General features: G+C 45.7%; 24 protein-coding genes. 9 read left to right on the top strand and 15 right to left on the bottom strand.

Annotated features, from left to right (window positions below):
- Nucleotides 1-9: 9 nt before the first annotated feature.
- Both SWOL_RS03870 and SWOL_RS03865 read left to right on the top strand, forming a co-directional pair.
- Nucleotides 10-1,260 (top strand): nucleotidyltransferase, encoded by a 1,251-nt coding sequence (locus tag SWOL_RS03870; RefSeq protein WP_011640192.1) that lies wholly within the window; start codon nt 10-12, stop codon nt 1,258-1,260.
- A 102-nt stretch (nt 1,261-1,362) separates the two neighbouring features.
- Nucleotides 1,363-1,554 (top strand): hypothetical protein, encoded by a 192-nt coding sequence (locus SWOL_RS03865; protein WP_041427374.1) that lies wholly within the window; start codon nt 1,363-1,365, stop codon nt 1,552-1,554.
- An 88-nt stretch (nt 1,555-1,642) separates the two neighbouring features.
- On the opposite strand, the gene SWOL_RS03860 is transcribed toward SWOL_RS03865, so the two are convergent.
- A complete protein-coding gene (locus SWOL_RS03860) occupies nt 1,643-2,461 on the bottom strand; it encodes a patatin-like phospholipase family protein (RefSeq protein ID WP_011640191.1) in 819 nt (272 codons plus the stop codon).
- Nucleotides 2,462-2,746: 285 nt separating this feature from the next.
- On the opposite strand from SWOL_RS03860, the gene ylbJ reads away from it, so the two are divergent.
- A complete protein-coding gene (gene ylbJ, locus SWOL_RS03855) occupies nt 2,747-3,922 on the top strand; it encodes a sporulation integral membrane protein YlbJ (protein WP_011640190.1) in 1,176 nt (391 codons plus the stop codon).
- A gap of 33 nt (nt 3,923-3,955) precedes the next feature.
- On the opposite strand, the gene SWOL_RS03850 is transcribed toward ylbJ, so the two are convergent.
- Together SWOL_RS03850 and rsmD are read right to left on the bottom strand one after the other, a co-directional pair.
- On the bottom strand, nt 3,956-4,405 hold the full coding sequence (locus tag SWOL_RS03850; protein ID WP_011640189.1) for a hypothetical protein: 450 nt from the start codon (nt 4,403-4,405) through the stop codon (nt 3,956-3,958).
- Entirely contained in the window at nt 4,350-4,973 is a 624-nt protein-coding gene (rsmD, locus tag SWOL_RS03845; protein ID WP_049750094.1) for a 16S rRNA (guanine(966)-N(2))-methyltransferase RsmD, read from the bottom strand. Before rsmD ends, SWOL_RS03850 begins: the two co-directional genes overlap by 56 nt.
- 601 nt (nt 4,974-5,574) lie before the next feature.
- Here rsmD and gpr point away from each other — a divergent pair.
- Nucleotides 5,575-6,528: a GPR endopeptidase gene (gene gpr, locus SWOL_RS03840; protein WP_011640188.1), complete on the top strand. Its 954-nt coding sequence runs from the start codon at nt 5,575-5,577 to the stop codon at nt 6,526-6,528.
- 174 nt (nt 6,529-6,702) lie between these two features.
- Here gpr and SWOL_RS03835 read toward each other — a convergent pair whose 3' ends face one another.
- From SWOL_RS03835 to SWOL_RS03825, 3 genes are all read right to left on the bottom strand, one after another.
- On the bottom strand, nt 6,703-6,906 hold the full coding sequence (locus SWOL_RS03835; RefSeq protein WP_011640187.1) for an alpha/beta-type small acid-soluble spore protein: 204 nt from the start codon (nt 6,904-6,906) through the stop codon (nt 6,703-6,705).
- A gap of 473 nt (nt 6,907-7,379) precedes the next feature.
- Nucleotides 7,380-9,020 carry a DAK2 domain-containing protein gene (locus SWOL_RS03830; protein ID WP_011640186.1) on the bottom strand — a complete coding sequence of 547 codons (1,641 nt, stop codon included), beginning with the start codon at nt 9,018-9,020 and terminating at the stop codon, nt 7,380-7,382.
- A 15-nt stretch (nt 9,021-9,035) separates the two neighbouring features.
- Entirely contained in the window at nt 9,036-9,398 is a 363-nt protein-coding gene (locus SWOL_RS03825; RefSeq protein ID WP_011640185.1) for an Asp23/Gls24 family envelope stress response protein, read from the bottom strand.
- A gap of 145 nt (nt 9,399-9,543) precedes the next feature.
- Here SWOL_RS03825 and rpmB point away from each other — a divergent pair, with 145 nt between their 5' ends.
- Nucleotides 9,544-9,732: a 50S ribosomal protein L28 gene (gene rpmB, locus SWOL_RS03820; protein ID WP_011640184.1), complete on the top strand. Its 189-nt coding sequence runs from the start codon at nt 9,544-9,546 to the stop codon at nt 9,730-9,732.
- Between the two features lie 142 nt (nt 9,733-9,874).
- Here the strand turns inward: rpmB and SWOL_RS03815 are convergent, their stop codons facing one another.
- Nucleotides 9,875-10,096: a hypothetical protein gene (locus tag SWOL_RS03815; RefSeq protein WP_041427373.1), complete on the bottom strand. Its 222-nt coding sequence runs from the start codon at nt 10,094-10,096 to the stop codon at nt 9,875-9,877.
- A gap of 206 nt (nt 10,097-10,302) precedes the next feature.
- Between SWOL_RS03815 and SWOL_RS15055 the strand changes: the two genes are divergently transcribed.
- The gene (locus SWOL_RS15055; protein WP_011640183.1) at nt 10,303-10,917 is read left to right on the top strand and encodes a 3D domain-containing protein; all 615 of its coding nucleotides are present in this window, start codon (nt 10,303-10,305) and stop codon (nt 10,915-10,917) included.
- Nucleotides 10,918-11,194: 277 nt separating this feature from the next.
- On the opposite strand, the gene SWOL_RS03805 is transcribed toward SWOL_RS15055, so the two are convergent.
- Nucleotides 11,195-16,465: an Ig-like domain-containing protein gene (locus SWOL_RS03805; RefSeq protein ID WP_011640182.1), complete on the bottom strand. Its 5,271-nt coding sequence runs from the start codon at nt 16,463-16,465 to the stop codon at nt 11,195-11,197.
- Nucleotides 16,466-16,859: 394 nt separating this feature from the next.
- On the opposite strand from SWOL_RS03805, the gene SWOL_RS03800 reads away from it, so the two are divergent.
- The 3 genes from SWOL_RS03800 to SWOL_RS14855 all read left to right on the top strand — a co-directional run bounded on the left by SWOL_RS03800 (nt 16,860) and on the right by SWOL_RS14855 (nt 17,749).
- Nucleotides 16,860-17,084 (top strand): DUF1659 domain-containing protein, encoded by a 225-nt coding sequence (locus SWOL_RS03800; RefSeq protein WP_011640181.1) that lies wholly within the window; start codon nt 16,860-16,862, stop codon nt 17,082-17,084.
- A 96-nt stretch (nt 17,085-17,180) separates the two neighbouring features.
- Entirely contained in the window at nt 17,181-17,405 is a 225-nt protein-coding gene (locus SWOL_RS03795; RefSeq protein WP_011640180.1) for a DUF2922 domain-containing protein, read from the top strand.
- Between the two features lie 122 nt (nt 17,406-17,527).
- Nucleotides 17,528-17,749: a YvrJ family protein gene (locus SWOL_RS14855; protein ID WP_041427372.1), complete on the top strand. Its 222-nt coding sequence runs from the start codon at nt 17,528-17,530 to the stop codon at nt 17,747-17,749.
- Nucleotides 17,750-17,811: 62 nt separating this feature from the next.
- Here the strand turns inward: SWOL_RS14855 and SWOL_RS03785 are convergent, their stop codons facing one another.
- The 7 genes from SWOL_RS03785 to SWOL_RS03760 all read right to left on the bottom strand — a co-directional run bounded on the left by SWOL_RS03785 (nt 17,812) and on the right by SWOL_RS03760 (nt 23,265).
- Nucleotides 17,812-18,810, bottom strand: coding sequence for a mannose-1-phosphate guanylyltransferase (locus SWOL_RS03785; RefSeq protein WP_049750093.1), 999 nt, complete (start codon nt 18,808-18,810; stop codon nt 17,812-17,814).
- Nucleotides 18,811-18,918: 108 nt separating this feature from the next.
- Nucleotides 18,919-19,497, bottom strand: coding sequence for a Uma2 family endonuclease (locus tag SWOL_RS03780; protein ID WP_041427371.1), 579 nt, complete (start codon nt 19,495-19,497; stop codon nt 18,919-18,921).
- 216 nt (nt 19,498-19,713) lie between these two features.
- Nucleotides 19,714-20,172 (bottom strand): DUF4351 domain-containing protein, encoded by a 459-nt coding sequence (locus SWOL_RS14850; protein WP_242649358.1) that lies wholly within the window; start codon nt 20,170-20,172, stop codon nt 19,714-19,716.
- Entirely contained in the window at nt 20,123-20,527 is a 405-nt protein-coding gene (locus tag SWOL_RS14845) for an Rpn family recombination-promoting nuclease/putative transposase (protein WP_011640175.1), read from the bottom strand. The genes SWOL_RS14850 and SWOL_RS14845 overlap by 50 nt, the downstream gene beginning before the upstream one ends.
- Nucleotides 20,528-20,811: 284 nt before the next feature.
- Nucleotides 20,812-21,399, bottom strand: coding sequence for a hypothetical protein (locus SWOL_RS03770; protein ID WP_041427370.1), 588 nt, complete (start codon nt 21,397-21,399; stop codon nt 20,812-20,814).
- Nucleotides 21,400-21,465: 66 nt separating this feature from the next.
- On the bottom strand, nt 21,466-22,533 hold the full coding sequence (gene dndB, locus SWOL_RS03765) for a DNA sulfur modification protein DndB (RefSeq protein ID WP_011640173.1): 1,068 nt from the start codon (nt 22,531-22,533) through the stop codon (nt 21,466-21,468).
- Nucleotides 22,534-22,785: 252 nt separating this feature from the next.
- Complete coding sequence (locus SWOL_RS03760; RefSeq protein WP_011640172.1) at nt 22,786-23,265, bottom strand: hypothetical protein; 480 nt, start codon at nt 23,263-23,265, stop codon at nt 22,786-22,788.
- Between the last annotated feature and the right edge of the window lies 1 nt (nt 23,266).

Raw genomic sequence — 23,266 nt, 5'->3', positions numbered from 1 at the left:
AGTTGGGCTATGGCAATTTTAGGCATAGTAGCAGAATACAATCCCTTCCATAACGGGCACCTTTACCTGCTGGAAAAATCCCGGCAACAGGGCGACTTCTCCGCCACCGTCGTCGTAATGAGCGGTAATTTTTTACAAAGGGGTGAACCTGCCTTTTGTGACAAATGGGCCCGGGCGGAGATGGCTTTGACCGCTGGCGTGGATTTGCTTATCGAACTTCCTTTTTGCTTTGCTACCCGTAGTGCTTACTATTTTGCAAAAGGAGCCGTGCAGCTTCTACAACGTAGCGGAGTGGTCACTCACCTGGCTTTTGGCAGTGAGAGCGGTCAGCTTTCCCAGCTACAAGAAATAGCGGGAATACTAGCCCATGAACCAGAAAGCTACAAAACTGCCCTCAAGAAACGACTTTCCCAGGGTTGGAGTTTTCCCCTGGCCCGCTCCTCGGCCCTGCAGGAATATATGGGAGGAGAGAAGAAACAGCTCCAGGAAATCCTTCCCGGCCCCAATAACATACTGGCCCTCGAATACCTTCGGGTTATCGAAGAAGAGGGAATTCCCCTGCTTCCCTTGACCATTCCGCGCCAGGGCTCGTCCTTCCATAGTAGTGATTTATCCCCATACTCCAGTGCCAGGGCTATTCGCCAGGCCCTGTACCATAATTTGGACTGGGAAAAAATCACCAACAGCATATCTCCGGCTACCGAAAAGATATTACAGCGGGAAATAGCTCTGGGCCGGGCACCGATTGGACCCGATAGCCTGGAACAAGCCATCATGGTAAACCTGCGACTGGTCTCAACGGATTATCTCAGGGAAATTTACGAAGTTTCTGAAGGCCTGGAATTCCGGATTAAAGAAGCGACGAATTCTTGCGGCACCCTGGAGGAACTCCGACAGTTCATCAAATCCAAACGTTACAGCCTGACTCGAATCAACCGGACTCTATTGTACACACTCTTTGCTCTTTCAAAGAACCAGGTTGAACTGTACGACCAGCATGGTCCACAGTACCTGCATATCTTAGGTTTTTCTGCAAAAGGTCAGGAAATCCTGCAAAAAATAAAAATTAAATCTAAATTAAAAATATTTAGTCGGGGCAGTGAAATGAAACAGGCCCGGGACAAAAACCCGGGAACAGCATTGGCAGAAATGATTAAGCTGGACTGTCAGGCCACCGATGTATATAGCTTACTCTTCCCTAACCCCGCAACCCGGCGAGCCGGTCGCGACTTCACTACTTCACCGGTGCCAGGCACTTAAGTTGTTAAGTTATTGATGTTGCAGAGGGAAAATAATTCGAGCTTGTTCTGAATAGAAAAGCAGCAATGCTCCGGGGTATAATAATATCAGAGAGGTGATAATGTGAAAAAGGTAGAGGTATTTTGCGTGATTGAAAAAGCTGACGATGAGTACCTTGCTTACTATGACGAATTACGAGCTACAGCAAGTGGTGATACCGAAGAAGAAGCGATAGTTAATCTAAAAGCTGCTATAAAAGAGTTGATAAAATATCAAGAACCACAAATCTTTGCTCCAAACCCACCATCCAGGTAAAAAAGTTAACCCCAGCAAGTTGGCAAAGATTTTAAAACATTTGGATGTGACACAAGCCGAATTTCTTGAATGGTATAAATGATAAAAATCATGAATTAAATCCTTCAATTTTCGTTGCTGCTTGGGCCATAATTTTTTCCAGGATTTCATCGATTTTCTGCTCGGTTGCGATTCTCCCCTGGTCTACGATTTGGCGTGATTTATCAAAATCTCCCGGTTGGAAAGAACCCACCGCTGGCTGTATGAGAATATCTGCACCGGGGTGAACCAAATCAAAATGCTGTTTGCCCATTATATCCAGCGATGCCATAATCACATCCATGGTGTTAACAATGCTGACATTTTTCCCTGGACCGAAGGTTACATCTACTGCGATTATAAGATCAGCCCCCCGGCTCCGTGCTACTTCAATAGGCAGGCGATCAACCACCGCCCCATCCACCAATATCATTCCCTCCTGCTGTACCGGGGTAAAAATACCCGGAATAGAAATGCTGGCTCTAATTGCCTCCGCCACCGAACCCTCTTCCAAGACCACCCTTTCCCCAGACAGGAGGTCGGTAGCCACAGTTAGGAGAGGCAGGTCGAGTTCAGCAAAGCTTTTTTTCTTGGTCATCAGTTCTAGAAAGCTCGTGATTTTTTTGCCGGACATAAAACCCAGGCGGGGAACATGCACATCATAGAAAACATTGGTGTCCATATTTTCCAGCATACGATCCAGCATCTTAATATCAGCCCCGGCCGCATATATACCGCCAACCATGGCACCCATGCTGCTTCCCACAATAAAATCAAAAGGAATATGATGCTCTCTGAGTACCTGTATAACCCCAATATGCGCCAGTCCGCGGGCGCTGCCCGCACCCAGCACCAGGGCTACCCTGGGCCTGAATTTATCATCCAGCATTTCGTCCCTCCTCGCTGACATCCGTATTAGCACAGCTTTACCTTGTCAGGTTATATGCAAAGCATATCTCTAATATATTATCTATAATCAGCTAAATCCCTAAATTGAAATATACTTGTATATTTATGCAACCCTTATGCAACAAAAGGGGTTTTTACTTTTGCATTAGAATCACAAATTTGAACTTCCCGGGGTGCTTGAGCGCTAAGATAATCCCATAAACATTATGAATCTACCTTGCTATAACATAACCCCTTACCCCTCACTAACTTATGGAGGTATGGCATGGGTAATTATTCCCGGCTTTTTTTTCTTATTATAATACTATTTCTGGCAGTTTTCATGCTGCTCAACCCGCAGGAAACAGTAAATGCTGCTTCCTCTGGTTTCAAATTATGGTTTTCCATAATTGTGCCCGCCCTTCTCCCCTTCTTTATTCTGGCTGAACTACTGGTTAACCTGGGCGTTCCGAGAATATTGGGGATATTGCTGGAACCGGTTATGCGCCCGCTTTTTAATCTGCCCGGCTGCAGTTCACTGGTAGTAGTCATGGGATTTACCTCGGGTTTTCCGGTAGGGGCAATCCTGAGCAAGAAACTCTATGATGAAAAAATGATTAGCGGCGAAGAAATATCGCGCCTGGTTTCTTTCACCAACAACTGCAGTCCCCTTTTTATCATTGGAGCGGTGGGAGTAGGAATGTTTGGTTCTCCCTTCCTGGGCTATATTCTGGCCCTGTCTCATTACTTATCCAATCTCATAGTCGGTATGTTCTGGGGGCTAAGAGCGAAGAAACCCTTACGGAATAGATCTCGCCTCCCCCTGAGTCAGGAGTTATCCCAGGCCCTGGCGGAAGCGAGAGAAAACTACTGCGGCCCGGGAAAACTCCTGAGTGATGCCATAAAAAATAGCCTGAACAACATTCTGGCTATTGCTGGCTTTATTATTCTGTTTTCCGTAATAACGCAGATGTTCTCCTTCTGGGGTATAATTGATCTCCTGGCCCTTTTTCTATTAAAGATATTATCTGTTTTTAATCTTTCCTATGAACTTATCTATGGCTGGTTAATGGGCTTATTTGAAATTACCATTGGCGCCAGGGCCATAACTGCTACCTCCCCTGCCAACATCCTCCCCCAACTGCTGGCAGTCAGTAGCATACTGGCTTGGAGCGGCCTCTCCATTATCGCCCAGGTGATGAGCATCGTGGTCGGCACCCCGGTAAAACTCTCCTTTTATCTATACTCCCGCTTGATGCAAATGTTTTTATCTATTATTATAACAACTGCCGCCTACAAGCTCCTGGCAAGCGGGCAGCAGAGTGTCCTATCCTTTTCCCTGCCCTACCACAAAGCCTTATACTCCTTTGATGCCTGGGGCATCTCCATTGCCTGTCTTTGGGTATGCTTCCTTCTGCTGGCATTTATGCTTGCAGTCAGCCTTTATCCCAGAAGAACTTGACAAGGAATATATCTCCTTATATATCCCTTGGCCCTATTCCTGTCTCAGAGCTTCTCTACCCTGTTGCACAGCATCCAGGCCCTTCTTTAAAACGATTTCCATGTGGGAGAGCAGGCCGTCTGCATAATCATCCGCATCCCGGCGAATATCCTGGGCTACCTGCTCAGCCTTAGCTATTATATCTTCCGCCATTTTCATGGCATTGCGAGTAATCTCGTTATCATCGACCATACGAGCTACGTGATCCCTGGATTGTTCCATAACGGTTTCCGCCTCCGCGCAGGCCTCCTTTACTATCCGTTCCTTTTCTGACAATAAAATCCTGGCTGTCTCCAGATCCTCCGGCAAAATAGCCCGTATTCTATCCAGCCGATCTAGAAAGCGATGGCTTTCTATTAAGACCTTATCGTTCATCAAGGGGACTTTTTTACTGTTCTTTACCATTTGTTCCATTTCGTCCAGTATCCTGAATATCTCCATCATAACCCCGTTCCTCCTTATCCAGGCGATAGTAGTGTAAACTCGACTCTCCGTAATGATTTAAGCGGTATCGCTCCAATCCATCCAGGCTTTCGGGCAGGCTTTTTTTCCGCGGCGCCCGGATTATGACTATACCTTTTTCATTCAAAAGCTCTGCCTTGTCCAAGGCATCCATTATCAGATCAAAAATCTTTTCCTGGGTAAAGGGAGGATCTACATAAATATAATCAAAACGCAAACCCCTTCTACGTAGCGCCTCCACCGCCTTGAAAACATCGCTGCGGAATATTTCGTAATCTCCGGAAAAACCACAACGCTCAAGATTAGCCTTTATGGTCTTAACTGCCTCCCGGTTGTTATCGACAAAACAAACCCACTTCGCCCTCCGGCTCAAGGCTTCAATACCCACACTGCCACTTCCGGCAAACAGATCCAGCAGTGTCGCACCTTCTATATCCGAAGCAATTATGTTAAAAAGGCTTTCCTTTATCCTATCCGTAATCGGTCTGGTGTTCATTCCGGGAGGAGCCTTCAAAGGCCTTCCCCGGGCTATTCCTCCAATTACCCTCATATTTACTCCCTCTGATTATTAATTCGCCCTTAAACATTGTTTGCCCTTTTTTGCCATAGTTTATTTTATCATAAAAATAGAAAACATAAGGAGACGATTCGTCTCAGTGCTACTTGGGGAGCAAAAAACCGCTCCTAATCTACTCTTTAGAGGAAAGTGAGGAGTTAAGGGGTGAAGGGTAAATTTATTTCCTACTACATCTTACTATTTAAGCGCCTACTAACTCATGACAAGCCCCTACTACTCACTTTTCATCGGTGGTTGTGGCCCCCGGCCATGGGGGGTTAGTAAGAAAATAGGTTTAGAAAGAAGGAATTTGTCAACAACCCCGTCCCCGTGTCAATGAATCCCGTGTCAACTTTAACTAGCGGGCTGGCTGTTAAAATTTTTTTTGAATAATTGTATATATAATCAAATAACGGGTAAATATATAATTACCAGATAAAAGTCTGGTAACAAACCCTCCCCAACAACTTTACAAAATTCTCCTCTCCCCAAAAATGGCGACTGTAAAGTCGCCATTTTTACTTGAGCAGCCAGGAATTTTTATGAATATTTATTCCGTAAAAAACGGATAATAAACCCATAGGAGGTAGTCAATATGATAAACCGGGAATTTAATATCTATATAGACATGGCAATAGAGGCGCGCGATCTGGTAAGAGGTGCCAGCGATCAAGAAATATCTGGGGTAAAGGAAGATATTAAACAATTAAAAAACATCAAAATAACCACTATAACTATTCTCGACCAAAATGGAGCCGAAAAATTGGGACGACCTATCGGCACTTATGTAACTATAGAATCCCCCCCTTTAAAGATAAATGACCCTTATGTTCGCGATGAGATAGTAGAAGCCATGGAAGAAAGCATGCACACTTTAATTGGAGAAAAGCTAAAACCCCAGGACACGGTTTTGTTGGTGGGATTGGGCAATTGGAGAGCCACCGCCGATGCTCTCGGTCCAAGATTTATCGAATACAGCCCCATTACCCGCCATTATCATAGTTATGCCCCGGACGCTCTGGTCGAAGGAATGCGTCCCACTTGTGGTATAGCCCCGGGAGTCCTGGGCATTACCGGCCTGGAAACTTTCGATGTTATAAAAGGGATAGTGGAAAAAGTTCAACCGGCCCTGCTGGTAGCAGTTGATGCCCTGGCAGCGCAGGATGTCAAGCGTATCGGAACCAGTATTCAAATGTGCAATACCGGTATTCAACCTGGTTCCGGGGTGGGCAATACGCGTCATGCCATTACTGAGCAAGAGCTGGGGGTACCGGTTATAGCCATCGGTTGTCCCACTATAGTTAATGCTGCCATAATCGCCAATGAAGCGGTAAAAAAATTCTGTTACAATATCGGTGCCCCGTTTAATGAAACTACCTCATTTGATGCGATAAAAGAAATACTCAGTCCCTTTGGAGGAAGCCTGGGAGTGACCCCGAAAGAAATTGATGAGATCATCGAAAACACCACCCGCATTATTTCCATGGGGGTAGCCCGCTCCCTCTTTCCGGGTATATCGGAAGAACAACTGCTGCTCTATGCTACTTAAAATGGAATAAGTCCAAAAAGTCCGCGGACTGTACTCGGACTTATCCCCCTTATCATGCTTATTCCATGAAAACAAGCGGATATATATTAATCCGCTTGTTAACAATAGTATAATTATTTAGTTTACCTTAGTTCGATACTATTGGTATTTGGCAGGTTTAGGGTTATTTCGGCCTTAAACCTTGCCAGATGCCCTCTGCTGATAATCATAAATCATTTTCTTAACCATCTGTCCGCCGATGCTTCCTGCCTGTTTGGCTGTCAGGTCTCCATTGTAACCCTGCTTCAGGCTAACACCAACTTCTCCAGCAGCTTCCATTTTGAAATTATCCATGGCGGCTCTGGCCTGGGGAACTAAGAGCTGATTGTTTCTAGCCATTTTGTTTCACCTCCTTTGCCTGGTGTAGTTTTATTTTTTCCCCGGACGAAACTAATATGCTAGAAGTATTTTCTTTACTTCTTAATATTTTTCTGCTTTTTTTCTACAGGCTTGGACAAGCCCATTTCCTGGCTAACTTCAAATTTAATTCGTTCCATAGCCTCTTTGTTATCCATTTTATTCTGCACTTTTTTTGCCTCCTCGTTATATATCACCACAACCGTCCCCATGATATATTATCCACTTTTTTACCGCCTTGATTGTTGAAGAAGTTAGGGATAAGGGGTAAGGGGTAAGGTGTGAGGGTTTTTCTTGATTATGTAAATAAAAATAACCATCCCTTGATATACAAAATGGAAAAATTGGCGATAAAAAAACTACTAACCGCAAAGTCAGTAGTATTATGATACATAAAAGACTATTATATTTTGCCATATTTTAACTTATTTGTTATATGCCCGGGCCTTTAAACTTTATTCCACTGACAACAAATAGCGGTAGTGAGGCTGCCCGCCATAATGAAGATCCACTTCATAATCCGGGTAATTATTGATTATTTTCTCCTTTAAATTATTAGCCTCTTCTTCGCTGACATCTTCCCCATAGAAGAAGGTAATCAACTCACTATCCTCATCGGCCATTCTCTCCAGGAGCTTCAATACCGCCTCGCCGGCATTATCAGCCGTAACGCTAATTTTATCTTCTATGAGGCCAATGGTATCCCCGTTTTTTATTTCCAGCCCATTCAGCTGGGAATCCCTAACCGCGTAGGTAACCTCACCATATTTAACCTGTTTCATCTCTTCTATCATAGCCTGGGCCACATCCTCCAGAGCCAGTTCAGGATTAAAAGCGATTAGAGCGGTAATAGCCTGCATAACCGATCTGCTGGGAACCACTGCCACCGGCTTATCACTAAGCTGTTTGGCTTGCTCAGCGGCCATTATAATGTTGCTGTTATTGGGTAAAATAATCACACTTGGGGCCGGTACCTCTTTACACGCATTTAAGAGATCCTCTATACTGGGATTCATGGTTTGCCCACCTTCGACCACCACATCCACGCCCAGGTTCTGCAGTATTTGCACTACCCCTGATCCCGCGCCCACAGCTACCAGGCCTATATTCTTCAAGTTCTTGCTGGCTGCCGCCAGTTCCTCATTGAGCCGGGGCCAATTTTCCCGATGCTCATGTACTTCATCCAACATATTGTTAATCTTTATATCGGACAAGCTTCCCCATTGCAGGCAGGACTCCAGCACTTTTCCGGGATGATTGGAATGAATATGAACTTTAACCAGCTCATCTCCGCCTACCACCAGCATAGAATCACCCAGGGGAGCCAGGTGCTCTTTTATCTCCGTGGGTTCGAGATCCTTTCCCTTTATCAGAGTTTCGGTACAATATTGAAAATCCAGGCTTAAAACCTCTTCGACCCGTTTATCCTGCCATCCCATCTCCGCCTGTCTCTCATAGCTTTCCAGTATGATATCCTGGTCCTGAACCAATCCCTCCAGAGCCCCTTCGAAGAAAATCATTAACCCCTGCCCGCCTGCATCTACCACCCCGGCTTCCTTCAAGATAGGCAGCATCATCGGTGTTTTCTGCAAGGTTTGGTGACCAGCCTTGATAGCTAGCAGCAGCGTCCGTACTATATCCGAATCCTTTTTTGCTTCGGCTTCAGCAGTCCGGGCCAGCTCCCGGATTACGGTCAGAATAGTTCCTTCCACCGGTTTCATTACTGCCTCATAAGCCGTATTGGCACCCGCTTTTAAGGCCTGAGCCAAATCCGTTGCCGTTGCCTGTTCCTTGCCCTCCATCAACCTGGCAAATCCACGAAAAACCTGGGATAAGATTACCCCAGAGTTGCCCCGCGCCCCCATCAAGGAACCGGCAGAAATAGCTTTGGCCACGGCGGCCAAAGACTGCCCCCGGCTCTTTTCGCTTTCTTTTACCGCTGACAAAAGGGTTAAATACATATTGGTGCCTGTATCTCCATCCGGTACCGGAAACACATTCAAAGCATCTACCCGGTCTCGCTCATGCTCCAGCTTTATACAACCTGATTTAACAGCCCTTATCAGGTCGCTGCCATCAATCTTTAGCAAACTCAAATCTAATATCCTCCCCTATTTCCCCGTCACGACTTTTATCCCTTTTACATTAACATTGACCTCAGCCACTTTCAAACCAGTATTATTCTGGACAACATAAGCCACTTTCTGAATAACATTGCTGGCTACTTCACTTATCTTGATACCATAGCCCACAATAACATAAACATCGATAATTAAACCCTCTTCACTGGAGCGAACCAGCACCCCTTTGCGGATCGATTCCAGCCCTAGAATACTGGTAATTCCACTCTGCCAGTCAATGGGAACCATGCCCACCAATCCATAGCAATCTATCGTTGCCAAGCCGGCAATAGTTTCAATAACTTCCTTTTCAATATCAATATCACCTAATTCACTAGTCTTGATTTTAATCATTTATGTCCCTCCTAATACGGATTCTTTTACCAGGCTACCAGTATAATCTTAATTCTACAAGCCAATTATTATTCCTTCTTCTTGCCCTTTACTACCTCTTTTGGTACAATGTTTAGGTGCACGGTTTAAGAGAGGGGGCAAAATAATGGCTAAATGTGATATTTGCGGGAAAGGCGTGGGCTTTGGAAAAAAGTACAGCCACTCCCATATAAGAACCAACCGTCAATGGAAACCCAATATTCAGCCAGTCAAAGCAATAGTTGACGGAACACCCAAAAAAATATATGTCTGCACCCGTTGCCTGCGTTCCGGCAAAGTCGAACGCGCCATCTAAGTTTACCTGAGAATTTCACCTTTATGTTATGAGAAAATTGAACATAATATTATCCAAGGGGACTGTTTTTGTGGCTGGTTAGATAAGCAGCCGCAAGAACGGTCCCCTCGTTGTTCGGAGACAGGGGGACGTTTCGTTTGTCTTATCCGCTCCCAGCCACAAAAACAGTCCTCTTGCCTGCCTTCCCAGCAAATACCTTACCCCGTCTATAGACTAATAATAACCATTTAGCCGCCCTTCCATAATTTTCTCCAGGTCTCTCGCCAGCAGGCGCAGTCTCGCCAAATTCCTCTTCTCCGGCGACCTTTCCCCAATAAAGATGAGTTTTTACATCACTGCTAATAGCCGGTATTCTTTGCCGCAATATACCATCACCCTGTTTATCTCACCATTCTGCCGGATAATTCACAATACCTTGTCCCACTTTCCAGAGATTCCGTTCTGTCCCAAACACAGCTCTCTCCTGCCGTTTGAAGTGTTTTAGTGCTTTAAAATAAAATCTAGCTTAAGACTGGCGGGACATTTTCTTAAATAGTTTAAGAAAAGATGCCAGTAGCGAAAGGAGGAATTATGCACTTAGTAAAGCGAGTATTGATTATGGCAGTCATTTTGTCGGGAGTCTTGCTATTGTACAGCAATAATGCAATGGCGGCTGAACCCAATCTGCAATGGGGTTCCAGAGGAAATGCAGTAGTTGAATTACAGAAAACTCTGAATAATCAGGGCTTCTGGTGTGGAGCAACAGACGGAATCTTCGGCGCTAAAACCTATAATGCAGTTATTAACTTTCAAAAAAGTAAAAAGCTCCAGGTTGATGGGATTGTAGGTCCTCAAACCAAAAAAGCCCTGGGATTATCCACAGCAACCCCGAGCTACACCCAGGTCTCCAGAGGAGGAGAAAGAACCCTTAGCATGGTAACAACCGGCTATTGTCCCTGTGCCAAATGCAATTTTCCATATGGCGGACAACCCTCTTACTTAGGCTACCCTCTAGCCCGCGGCATCATAGCAGTGGATCCCAATATCATTCCCATGGGCTCCCGGCTCTATGTCGAAGGCTATGGCAGCGGTATTGCGGCTGACCAGGGCAATGCCATCAGAGGCAATCGGCTCGATCTTTTCTTCGATACCCACCAGGAAGCCCTGAAATGGGGAATAAGAACCGTCAAAGTTACTATCCTCTAGCCCTATAAACTACATGACAGGGGAAGCATCCCCTGTCATGTTAATTTTGCCATAATTTTCGCAGCAGGCAGGACTTTGAATCAAAATCTACCGGCTTTTGTGGAAAACCCAAACAACCAGCCTTATGTCCCCCGTGCCAGTCTATTATTATACCCTTTCATAAACCAGCTAAAGTGCAGTCTTGCTGCACCTGCCCAAGGAACAGTTGTTGGTGGCTGATGCCCAAGACAAACGAAACGTCCCCTTGTCTCCTACTGGCTAATGTACCCCTGTCTCATCACGGTAATGGGTAATCGTAAAAAGTAATGCTGATAGGCCCTGTGATCAAATCATCATTTGCGCCGTTCACCGCCTCTTTGTCTATGGTGAAGTATAGATTGTCAATGCTGTCACTGAAGCTATGGTTGTTAGCATTATCGGTAATCTTGATGTCGATATAATACTCGCCATAGCACTCTTCCGCCCATATTTCATAGTTAAAACCAGCCGGCAGGTTGTGGGCAATTACATGATTCTTGCTTATGTCCTGTTTCATAGAGCCGTTGGCTATATATACATAAATATGTTGACAATCAGGGTCAAGGGTGCCACCATTTTCCTGAGATTCATACAGCATATATGGACCCACACTGCTAATATAAGTAAAATCAGGGTTGAAGATGATGCTGATAGGCCCTGTGGTCAAATCATCAGTTGCACCATTCACCGCCGACTGGGCTATGGTGAAGCTCAGGTCGCTAATGCTGTTATTGGCATCATGAGATTCAGCCTGGCCGTCAATAGCGATATACAACTTACTCGGACTAAGCAGCAATACACTGCCAACAGAAAGACCAGCCGGCAGGTTGTGTTGGTATACATAATCACTTATGCTTATGTTCTCATTTAAAGTGCCGTTGGCTATACTTACGATAATACCCGGATAATCAAAACCTGAATATAAATAATAATATGCAAGTCTACCACCAGCATAGTTCGGATCAGAGTTCATATCTTCATACAAAGTAGTAGGTGTTACACTATACACATAAGCACCGACCGATGGAGCTTCTATCGTATAGCTAAAGCTTACAACATCGCTATCTGCCATACCCTCTTTCTTCGCATAGGCCTTGATGGTAGTGTCAGTAGAAATCGTAATTGCTCCGTTAAATATCATCCGGCTACTACTGGTTTTCGGATCACTACCATCAATGGTACAAAAGATGCTGGCATCGATAGTTTCACTAGACAGGCTAACGCTCTGGGCTGTGGAATAGGTGCCGGCAGGCGGATTTGCAGTAGGAGCGGCAACCTGATCCTGAGTTTGAATGGTAAACCTACCGATATTGGTCAATGGTCCTGATATGTTTGGCAATTCCACCCATACAGTTATATAACACACGTTGGGCTCAGTAGCAAGAATAGCCTCCTGTTGAGCCTGATTCAAATTCAGGGACCAGGTGGACCAGGGATTATCGCTGGGACCGGTGGACGTTAATGGAATCCGGTATTCTTCTTCCCCAAAGCACCACCCATTATTATCCGGTCGCAGATATCGTGGAGAAGAAGCATCCAAAGTGATAATCTCTACCTTCACATTATTGATGGGCTGGTTGCTTGCTGTACTACCACAGATAATAGTAGGCGAAGTGCTGCAGATGCTCCCTGGAACTGGAGAGATAACCTGAGCACTGGTACATTGCAGAGGGTTGCTATCCAAGGAAATTCCCTGTGCACTCTTTATGCTACTATTTGGAGTAAATTGCCCCTGTCCCAAAGTGAATGATCCCTCATCTGCATCACCATACATGTTGATTACCAGAAACTGTCTATCCGAGCTTAAATAAGCATTCCCCTTTAAATAAAAGTTCCCAGAACCCGAAAAAGCAAAATCCGTACTAAAACTACCCAAGCCCAGATCAGCAAAAAGGGGGTCACCGTTTTGAGCAAGTAAATTTACCTGCACCGGTTCAGTAGCTCCCGGAATCAGGTTATCGATGCCAATGGTACTTGGATCTACCGGAGCATTAAAAAAGAAAAGCAGGTCGCCCCAGAAATGGCTACATTTAGATAAGTCATAACTCAAAAAAACCGCATCCAGTTTAAAGGCTACTTTGTAGGTAAAGCATACAACTTCACTATCTACCATACCCTCTTTTTTCGCATAGGCCTTGATGGTAGTGTTAGTAGAAATCGTAAATGCTCCGTTATATATTATCCGGGTTCCACTGGTTCTCGGATCACTACCATCAGTGGTAAAGTAGATGATGGCACCGTTTTCACAAGACAGGATGAGTTCCTGGGGTATGGGATAGGTGCCTTCAGTTGGAATTGCAATTGGTGGATCAAGTTGTGGCGGAGGTATAGCTTTTACTGTAAGAAGCAGACTTACTGCAGAAGAATAGCCCTCTACCTGACCACTAAAGCTAAAGCTCCCTGCCATATCAGTATTAACTGTGGACGGGGTCCAGCTTATTGGCACTTGCTTTGTACTGTCATCACTCATCAAAGCCGCTACCTGTGTGGGCAGGTTGAAACTATCACCAACTTGTATTTCAACTGCTATATCTTCTATTTTCTTTATGCTTGGTGGTGGCGGTGGTGGGGGTGGTGGCGGTGGTATAGCTTTTACTGTAAGAAGCAGGCTTACTGCAGAAGCATAGCCCTCTACCTGACCGCTAAAGCTAAAGCTACCTGCTACATCAGTTTTAACTGTAGATGGGGTCCAGCTTATTGGCACTTGCTTTGTACTGTCATCACTCATCAAAGCCGCTACCTGTGTGGGCAGGTTGAAACTATCACCAACTTGTATTTCAACTTTTATATCATCTATCTTCTTTATGCTTACGCCCGGTTCTATCTTTAGCTTCAGTTTTACTGTTTTGCTATAACCTTCTACTGTCCCTTCGAATTCGTAATTCCCCGCTTTGCTGCTGTCTACGCTGGATGGGGTCCAACTTATATCCACTTCCTTTGTACTGTCATCACTCATCAAAGCCTCTACCTGCGCGGGCAGGCTGTAGCTGTCGCCAACTTTTATTTCAACTTTTATATCATCTATCTTCTTTATGCTTACGCCCGGTTCTATCTTTAGCTTCAGTTTTACTGTTTTGCTATAACCTTCTACTGTCCCTTCGAATTCGTAATTCCCCGCTTTGCTGCTGTCTACGCTGGACGGGGTCCAACTTATATCCACTTGCTTCGTGCTGTCATCACTCATCAAAGCCTCCACCTGTGCGGGCAGGCTGTAGCTGTCGCCAACTTTTATTTCAACTTTTATATCATCTATCTTCTTTATGCTTACGCCCGGTTCTATCTTTAGCTTCAGTTTTACTGTTTTGCTATAACCTTCTACTGTCCCTTCGAATTCGTAATTCCCCGCTTTGCTGCTGTCTACGCTGGACGGGGTCCAACTTATATCCACTTGCTTCGTGCTATCATCACTCATTAAAGCCGCTACCTGTGTGGGCAGGCTGAAGCTATCACCAACTTTTATCTCAACCGCTATATCTTCTATTTGCTTTATGTTTACTCTTGGTTTTACGTTAATTGTCAGTTTTATTGTTCCACTATAGCCTTCTACTGTACCATTTAAAATTACTATTCCCGGCTGGTCGGTGTCAATATTATCGGTATCCCAGTTTACCTCCACCTGCCGGCTATTACCATCTTCTAATATAGCAGTAACACTTGCCGGTAGTTCAAAGGGCTGTTCTTCTTCCACAGTAGCATTCAGATCATCTATCCTGGCTATAGGAGAAGAAGACTCTACGGTTAGAGTTAAGGTTACCGTAGTAGCATAACCGGCTACAGATCCACTTAGGATTATCACTCCAATATTACTGGTATCAGGGCTATTGTTGTCCCAGCTAATCGCCACCTGTTGGCTAGTACCGTTAGTCATTATAGCAGTCACAGTGGCCGGAGGCTGATAGCTCTGTCCTTTTATTACATTAGCACTAATATTGGCTATACTCTGGATCAAAGGTGGATTTTCGCCGCCGCCGGAGCCTCCACCCGAACCACCACCGCCGGAGCCTCCTCCGCCGCCGCCGGTATCCGGTGTCGATATCTGCCCTGGACCTACCGGAGGTGGCGGAGGTGCCTGAGGTGCCTGAGGTGCCGGCGGTGGCGGAGGTGGCGGATTCTCCAGCAATTGTTGCATTTGCTGCTGGGTTTGCTGTATCCACTGTTGTACATTCTGGAATAGTTGTTGTTGCTGCGGTGTCCACGGCCCTGGAGGCAGTGGAGGTGCTCCCTGCTGGGTAAGCCCACTGCTCTGACCTCCATTAAGGTTTACCGTACCGCCTCCGCTGCTAAGTTCAGCATTTCCGCTAAGACAACTCACATTGCATCGGCCATCACTGCCAATGCTTATCATTATAATAGTTCCTCTTACTGCCGCTACACCATAGGGCATATCTACTTTGACCTTTACTTTTTTCTGTTGGGCCGTATTATACCACGGAGGAGTGCTTTTCTCTGCTGCAGCTATATAGCGGCTGCTATCGCCCGCTGCCAGAAGGGTAGTTAAACCAGTAGTTTTATTCTCCTCTGCCTTTTCCTGACCGGGCTCGGCAGCTATTGTGGCCAGAGCGGTAAATACTTCACCTTTATCTATTTTAAAATTGAGCCAGTCCACAGCCACACTGGGGTTACCATCTTTCAAAATGTAGCTTCGCCCCCGGCTGTCAATTATGCTGATAACACTATTCTCTTTCATTAATATACTGCTGCCATCAGAATAATTGATAACAGCACTACCACCGAGTCCGCTTTCAATAATATCTCCCTTTACAATTATCTCGCTCTTCTCTACTTTTCGGCTCTGCCCGGCTCTTTTCAGAATAATCTCACCACTTTCTACTACGAGCTTTCCTTTTAACTCGCAAGCATAGTGGTCGGGGTCCTGGGTCAAGAGCATTCCCAGAGCACGACACATTTCCTGCCGGCTGAAGGGACTATCAGGCAGAAATTTATTGCCACTTCTGTCCAATTCCACCATCTCAGCCGCCAAGCCAGTGGCTATATGCCGCGCAGCCCAATGCTCATGGTTTACATCTTCTATTAGCGGCAAGGAAGCCCGGTTCATATCCTGTTTGCTCAGCCTCAATACCAGGCTTATACCCTGAGCGCGGCTGAGCTTTTCTTCCGGCTGAAAACTGCCATCGGGGTAGCCCTTTATATAACCGGCCTTAACACAGCTGGCTATATAGGGAGATGCCCAGTAATCCTTTTCTACATCCCGGAAAACCTTTTCATTGGTAGGCTTTGCCTCAAGCCCCATAGCCTTTACCAGCATTACAGCGGCCTGAGCTCGGCTCAAGCTTTCTTCCGGCTGAAAACTGCCATCGGGAAAACCAGCGATTATCCCCCGTTGGCTGAGATATTTTATGTAATTGAAGTTAGGATTGCTTTTATTCAGATCGCTGTAAACCTTATCCTTACTGCCGGTTCCCATTGTTTCGGCTGCAGAAACTGGAACTGCCAGTAGGAATACAGAAAATAAGCTGATTACTATAAGAGCAATCAACTCTGGTATTAGAGATATTTTTTTCATATTCATCCTTATTCCTCCCGATTGGAAACTAGATTAGTAAATTCCTTATTTTACTTTATAACAGATAATTATTGTAATAACAAGGAATATTTTTGGTAATGGGAATTTTCGTTCAGGGGGACGGTTCTCCTAATTGGTTTCACTTGATAATTAACCCCTCAACCTCACTCCTCACTCGACCGGCCTATTAAATATTCAAATATTTTTAAGGATTTTTATTAATTCAGCCATTTTTCTACCTTAAAAATTATATTCACTATCTTTACCGGGTTAGAAGCAGATTTTTCAAAGAAAATAGAAGCCGCTTTTTGATTTTTGCTGTTTTCTATTTACCCCTAACCATCACTTAAACTGCTATTGAAAGCAGCTTTCAATCCTAAGAAGAAGGAGGTGAAAAAAAATGGCAGTAACGACTACTTCATTATCCAGTGACCTGGTGCTGGTGATGGATGCCGGAACCGGTGCCTCCGGACAGCCCCTGAGCAAGAACCGGATATTCAAAAATGTAAAAACCAGTGCCACTAATGAAGATGTATACGCAGTAGCCCAGACCCTGGTCGGGCTGCAGAGCAAGACCAACAACGCTATTCAGCGCAGGGACATTGTAGAACTGGAAGAAGAGTAAACCTTGACCATCTTAGTGTAGTAAAGCCGATTAAAACTGGAGAGTAAAGCCGCTTATCCAGTGAAACAAAAATAAGAAGGAAAGGAGGAGATGAGGATGGCAGCGCAGAGAATCCTGGAAATGGCCTTCAACACCCAACTGGGAAAAACCCAGCGCATCAGAGTCTATGATGCGAAAGACCCCATAACCGGAGCTGAAGTCACCGCAGCGATGGATGACATCATCGCCAAGAACATCTTTACCAGTACCAGCGGCAACCTGACCGGCAAGATAGATGCTCGGCTGGTTACCACCGATAGCTCAGACCTGAGCCTGTCCTAGATAAAAATAATTCTCCCGGGTGGGTGGGCTACAGTCCCACCCGCCCCATTTGTTTTGCTGGAGAACCCCGACAGGGGAGGGAAGCCTCTCCCCAAACAAACCCTATGAAAGGAGGAATCACCATGAATGAGTTTTTGGAAGTTATCGGAAATGTCGGTTTTCCCATAGCCGTATCCGTATACCTGCTGATCCGCGTGGAAAACAAACTGGGTGAACTTACCGCTGCCATCGGTGAACTGCGAGAGGCCATCATCCTTCTACCTCATGAAAAATACTGGAAAGCAGTTCCCACCATGCCTTCCTTCCCGAACAGCGGGCAGCCAGCAAAACAGGAATACCTGTAAAAACGCAGAAACAGAGGGGGGTCTTTTGCACTCAGAGTACAAAGGCCCCCTCTGTATTCCCCCTATTCCTTTAGTGTATCCAGCAAACTCTTTATATCCTGTGAGCGGCTGCGGGGACAAACTAAAATAGTATCATCCGTTTCCACCGCCACCATATCCTCCAGCCCAAAAAGCACCAGTTTTTTCTCCCTGCTCCGGCCCAGGCATCCCCTGCATTCAATGGCCACCGCCGTCCCGCTCATAGCATTACCATCATCATCCTGTTCCAACACCGCTGCCAGAGCATCCCAACTACCGATATCACTCCAGCCGAAGCTACCCTCTACAACCGCCATCCGCTGGCATTTTTCCGCTATAGCATAGTCGATAGAAATATTGGGAAAAGCAGGGTAGGCCTCCCGGTAGGCAACCTGCCCCTGCAATATGTATGAATATACACCCGGCATAAATTCCTGCATCAACCCCCGCCAGGTTTCGACCGTAGCCAGAAATATGCCCGCATTCCAATAAAAATTCCCGTTCTGTAAATATTCCCGAGCCGTAGATGCATCAGGTTTTTCATGAAAAGCCTTTACCACATAAGCTTCGCTGTCAAGCTCCATTTCCCCATCCCGCTCTATATAGCCATAGCCAGTCTCCGCATAAGCAGGAACAATCCCCACCGTAACCAGGTATCCCTGCCGGGCCACCCCCACTGCTACTTCCAAAACACGGCGGAACTCCACATCATTTTCTATATGATGATCCGCCGGGAAGATACCTAACACCTCATCACCAGCATTCACCATGCCTGCCAGCACTAGCCCCACCGCCGGAGCCGTGTTTCTGCCCAGCGGTTCGGTAAGCAAGCTCGCCTGCCAGGCAACCACTTCCGGCTCTAAGATATTCCGCTGACTTTCTCCGGCTACTACCAGTAATGAACCCAACGGCTGCAAACGCTGCAAGGTCATAGCCAGCAAACTTCCTCTCCCCAAAAAATCACAGAGCTGTTTAGGATGCCCTTCCGTACTCTCTGGCCATAGGCGCAAACCCTGACCACCCGCTAAAACAACTGATATCAATTCTCCCCCCCCCATTTCAACGGCCAAAATCCAAATTTCTTTTTCAGGAGCCGCAGCAATATATTGGCCTGGCCTTCCACTCTACCTTCCATGGAACTGTCCCCGGACTTATTTGAATACCGAGGCCAAATCGATTTCCCAACCAGGGAAGAGATCGCTTTTTAATGTATCTCCAGCGAAATAAGTGGAGGTTTTTTCATAGTGATAATTCTGGTTTAAGCAGTAGATATCCACGGTTTTTTCCCAGGGGAAGATAACCCAATATTCTTTCACTCCGCAACGTTCATAGAGGTTAAACTTCTCATTTAGATCCTTTTTTGCGGTAGATTGAGAAATAATTTCAATAATAATATCCGGCGCTCCCTTACAGCCCTTATTATCCAGTTTCTTTTCATCACAAACGACAACAATATCAGGCTGCACTACGGTATCAATCTCATCATCGTTATTATTTTCCTGAGACAATCTTACATCAAAAGGAGCCGGGTAAACCTGGCAAGCTTTGTCTTCCAAATAATTATATATTTTGGCAAACAGTGCCCCCAGTATTTGTTGATGTTGACGGGATGGTGCTGGACTCATTAAATAAGGCTTCCCGCCAATAATTTCCCACCGCTCACCATCCGGCCAGTTCAGGTAATCAGCATAGGTATACTTTTCCTTTCGCTTTTTGGAAGAAACATTCACAATATCGCCTCCCAAACCTGTAGGATACATGGGAAACCCACTTATTATTATGATTATAAATGGAAAATAATAGAGAACGCAAGCGCACAGCAGGCTGTTTGTGTCCTATCCCGGGGACTGGCCCCGGACTATTGTCTTTACTTTGGCTGACCTTGACCAGCTCAGCAGCCTGTATGGCCATGTCGGTTTCCGCTTGTTTGCTTTTCATCCACCACTCTAACTTTTGCTTATGAAACTATTGACATCATCTATCGTCTCCAGATCAAATATGGCTTCCGCCAGTTCCTGCAGCTTTTCCACCGGCATAGACATCACACTGTTTTCCATTTCAACCGGCAAAAATCCAAATTTCTTTTTCAGCTGCCGCAGCAGTATGCTAGCCTGGCCTTCTGCTTTGCCTTTTACTCTACCCTTTTCCTCCCAGGATGTAGTTATCTCTAACATTCTCTTGGCCTCCTTTTCATCTATTTTGCCCATCTCTTCTTCCAGTTTTTTCTCTTCCGCCTTATTTAAGATGAGGTAGGTCTCAAAAAATCCCGTCAGCAGGGTCATTCGAGCTGGGTCCAGTTCCATCCTGACCAGCATCCGCAAAAATTCCAGCTTTACCTGTACCCGTTCTTTCTTCTTATACCCCATCTTGCTCAAAAGAGCCCAACTTAAACCGTTCCGGTTCATCCCGTTTTTCCGGGTAGGTGAATACTGCTATAGGTACTACCCGGCAGCGATGCTTCTGATATAGCCTGCTGAAATAGATAAACATGCGCTCGGCAAAATCTTTCTGAGCGCTGGCCTGATTCTCTATATGCACCAAAACTATTCCGCTTTCTCCTTTGAGCCTGGTCTCCACCAGAATATCTATCCTGTGTTTATCGCCTCGGGTAACATCGGTAAACATTTCCTGTTGCAAGAACTTGATCTGTTCCAGGTCTATGGCCTCATAGACCTGGGGAAAAAACAGCTCGACAAACTCTCCAAAGAAGGTTTCCAATAGTCCCTTAAAGAGCCGGTCATGTCCGATACGCTTCTTCACTAACCCCCACCCCTTTACACTTTATCCTCCCTTTTAACAAACATTTGTTCCTATAGTGAATTGTATCATTGCTTATCGTTTTTAACCATATTAAGAGAACAATTGTTTGAAATTTAATTCCGGGGTTAGCTTGGTAGTTTTAGTTTTATCTTATCGTAAATAGCTATTTAAAAAAAGGCAATAAGTCCGGGGCCTGGCCCCGGACTTATTATGAGCTCATTACCTCGGGACAAGGGGACAGTGAACCTGTCCCCTTGTCCCACCACCCCCCTTATCCCACCAACTTATTCTACTAAGCTTAGTTCAATCCGTTTAAGCTGCTCAATAATCTCTACCATAGCAGCCGCTAATATCTGGGCCGCTTCCATGACTTGTTCCTGCCTGGCATCACCATCACCTTTATTGGGCTCTAAAGCTGCCAGGGCTGCCCAACCGCTATGCTGGGCACCCAGTACGGTGGATTGGGCACTCAGGACCTGGAGCTCTGAACCATTGGCCAGGGGGATCAGACATTCCCTGCCGGTCCCAGCCCGGGGCTGCCCCATATAGGACATGTCAATGTAACCATAGACAGAATCGCCTTCCGTAACCGCCTGGCGCATCTTCAAGGGAACAAAGACCCGCCCCTCCCCCAGGTAAAAAGGCAATACCCCTTTGCGACCTAACTTCTCCCGCAGATTTCGCCGCTGCGCCTTGAGATCAATCGCATAGGAAGCAGCCAGAGCTTTCACCACCGAGTTAAGCACTCGCCTTTCCCTAACTACCCTGCCATCCTTCAGTATAATATCCGTAGCATTGCCGGTCTCACTGTAAACCGGTCTAATTCCTATAACCTCATCCCGCAACTGCTCCACCTTTCCAGCATCCGCCATTTCATTCCTCCTCTCATTAAGAGCCCATAGCAACTTAAAAACTCCAACTCCTCATTAACCCTGAACTCATCTAACACTGTCCAGTTCCTTTTGTTCAGCAGAGCTGATTCCCAGACCCATTTTCTGGCGAATCAGAATCGCGCTCAGTTTCACTACCGGCCTGGAATTAACCACTCGCCCATTGGCACTTATAACAACACCCTTCCATTCCGGATTATCCCTGCGCCAGTCAACCCCCTGTAGTGCCTGCAGACCCGCAGGCCAGTCATCGTGTTCCAGCAAATGGGAACCCACCAATCCCAGAGCTTGAATAATGACCGAATGCGTACAAATATATTCTTCTCGCAGTTCCCAGGTCTTCAGTTCCCTGCGCCTCGCCATTGCCCAGATAGGCATATTTTCAACAACTTCTGTCCAATAAGCAATAATCGTCTCCTTATCCTCTTCACTGAATTCACGCAGCTTCCTCCGGTTAATCTTCAAAAGATATTTATTAGCCTCATAAAGCGAGCCCAGAGTAAAAAGCTTCGGACTCTTGCCGGCCAGGGAAACCCGATCCCTATCGGTGAAAAAATCGAAAATCTCGATTCGTTTCATCATCTCGCTGGTAGCCTGAGACAAAGGATCCCGCTCATCATAGAGTACATTGAGACTCTTCGTCGGCTTCTGTGCATAGCGATTCAGATCCGCAAACATCTGTTTTGCACGTTCTAGCCCCTCATCCGGGTAGATCACCACCGAAATGCTCTCCCGGGCCAACTCCGGCTTCTCCTTCAATGCCTCAATAATGCCCGCCCGGCGGTGCTGCCCGTCATTAATTAAGAAAGAAGCCTCCATATCCACCTGTAAAGTGCCCACATCGGGATTCCGCTCATCAAAGGGATAAAATTCATACTCGCCAGAAACCGAAGCCGTTAATGAGGAAAAGAGCCAGTCATCATTATAAAGGACATAATTAGCGATCTCCGGTATCCGACTCTGATTCAGTGGCCTCTGGGCCCGTACTTCAGCCGGAACAAGCTCTTCATTATATAGGAACAAGCGCGGTATCAGTCCAAACGGAACAATAACCACATAATATTCCCGCCCGCATTGATTGCCCCGAACTGCAGGCATAGTAAATTTATAATCCATTTAAAGCTCCTCCTTTCCGTTATTCACCAGGTAAATACTTTATTTGCTATAAGATAGCAAAATTATCCACCTCTGTCAACACTTTTATCCGTAGTTTTTGAAAATTTATCCGTAATATTTTTTTATATAAATGTAAACATAGAAAAAGCCCTCCTTCCTTAAAGGGAAAAGGGCCGTAAATAATAAATATCTTAAGCTTAATTATGCATAAATTTGCCGTAAAGCTTCTCTTTCAACAAGCTTCATATATACTTATCGTTCCATATCAGGGCGCTGTCCCATTTTGGTATTCAGATTACGAAAACCATAATGATTGCATATCTGTCCTGCAATTACAGCTTTACGGCCGCTTTTTAGAACACTAATCGACATATGATCCGCAAACGCACAGAGCTCTTTAATCTTATAGCTTACCAACAGTTCCTCAGCTTGCTCCCGCTCCAAGCCACGCAGTTGCTCCTGCAGAAGCAAAAAATCCTCCTCGCTGCTGAGCTCTGCTTTCTTCTTAACCGCTTTCTTGACTACAGGTTTATTAACCCTGACTATATAATCTTTATCCATCTTCGCTGCAACAGAAGTATTACCTGGCTTCACTTCCTCAGATACACAGCAGCGCAGGTAAATATCATCCAGCATATCGCTTACGCTGCTTACTTTTCTTTCCTGGTAATACTGCAGAATCTTCTGCACTCTCGTCACGATTTCCAGGGCTTCCCCCACCATCAATTTCATA

The organism is Syntrophomonas wolfei subsp. wolfei str. Goettingen G311, from assembly GCF_000014725.1.
GTDB classification, from domain to species: Bacteria; Bacillota; Syntrophomonadia; order Syntrophomonadales; family Syntrophomonadaceae; genus Syntrophomonas; species Syntrophomonas wolfei.
This window is presented reverse-complemented; position numbering and strand designations above follow the sequence as displayed.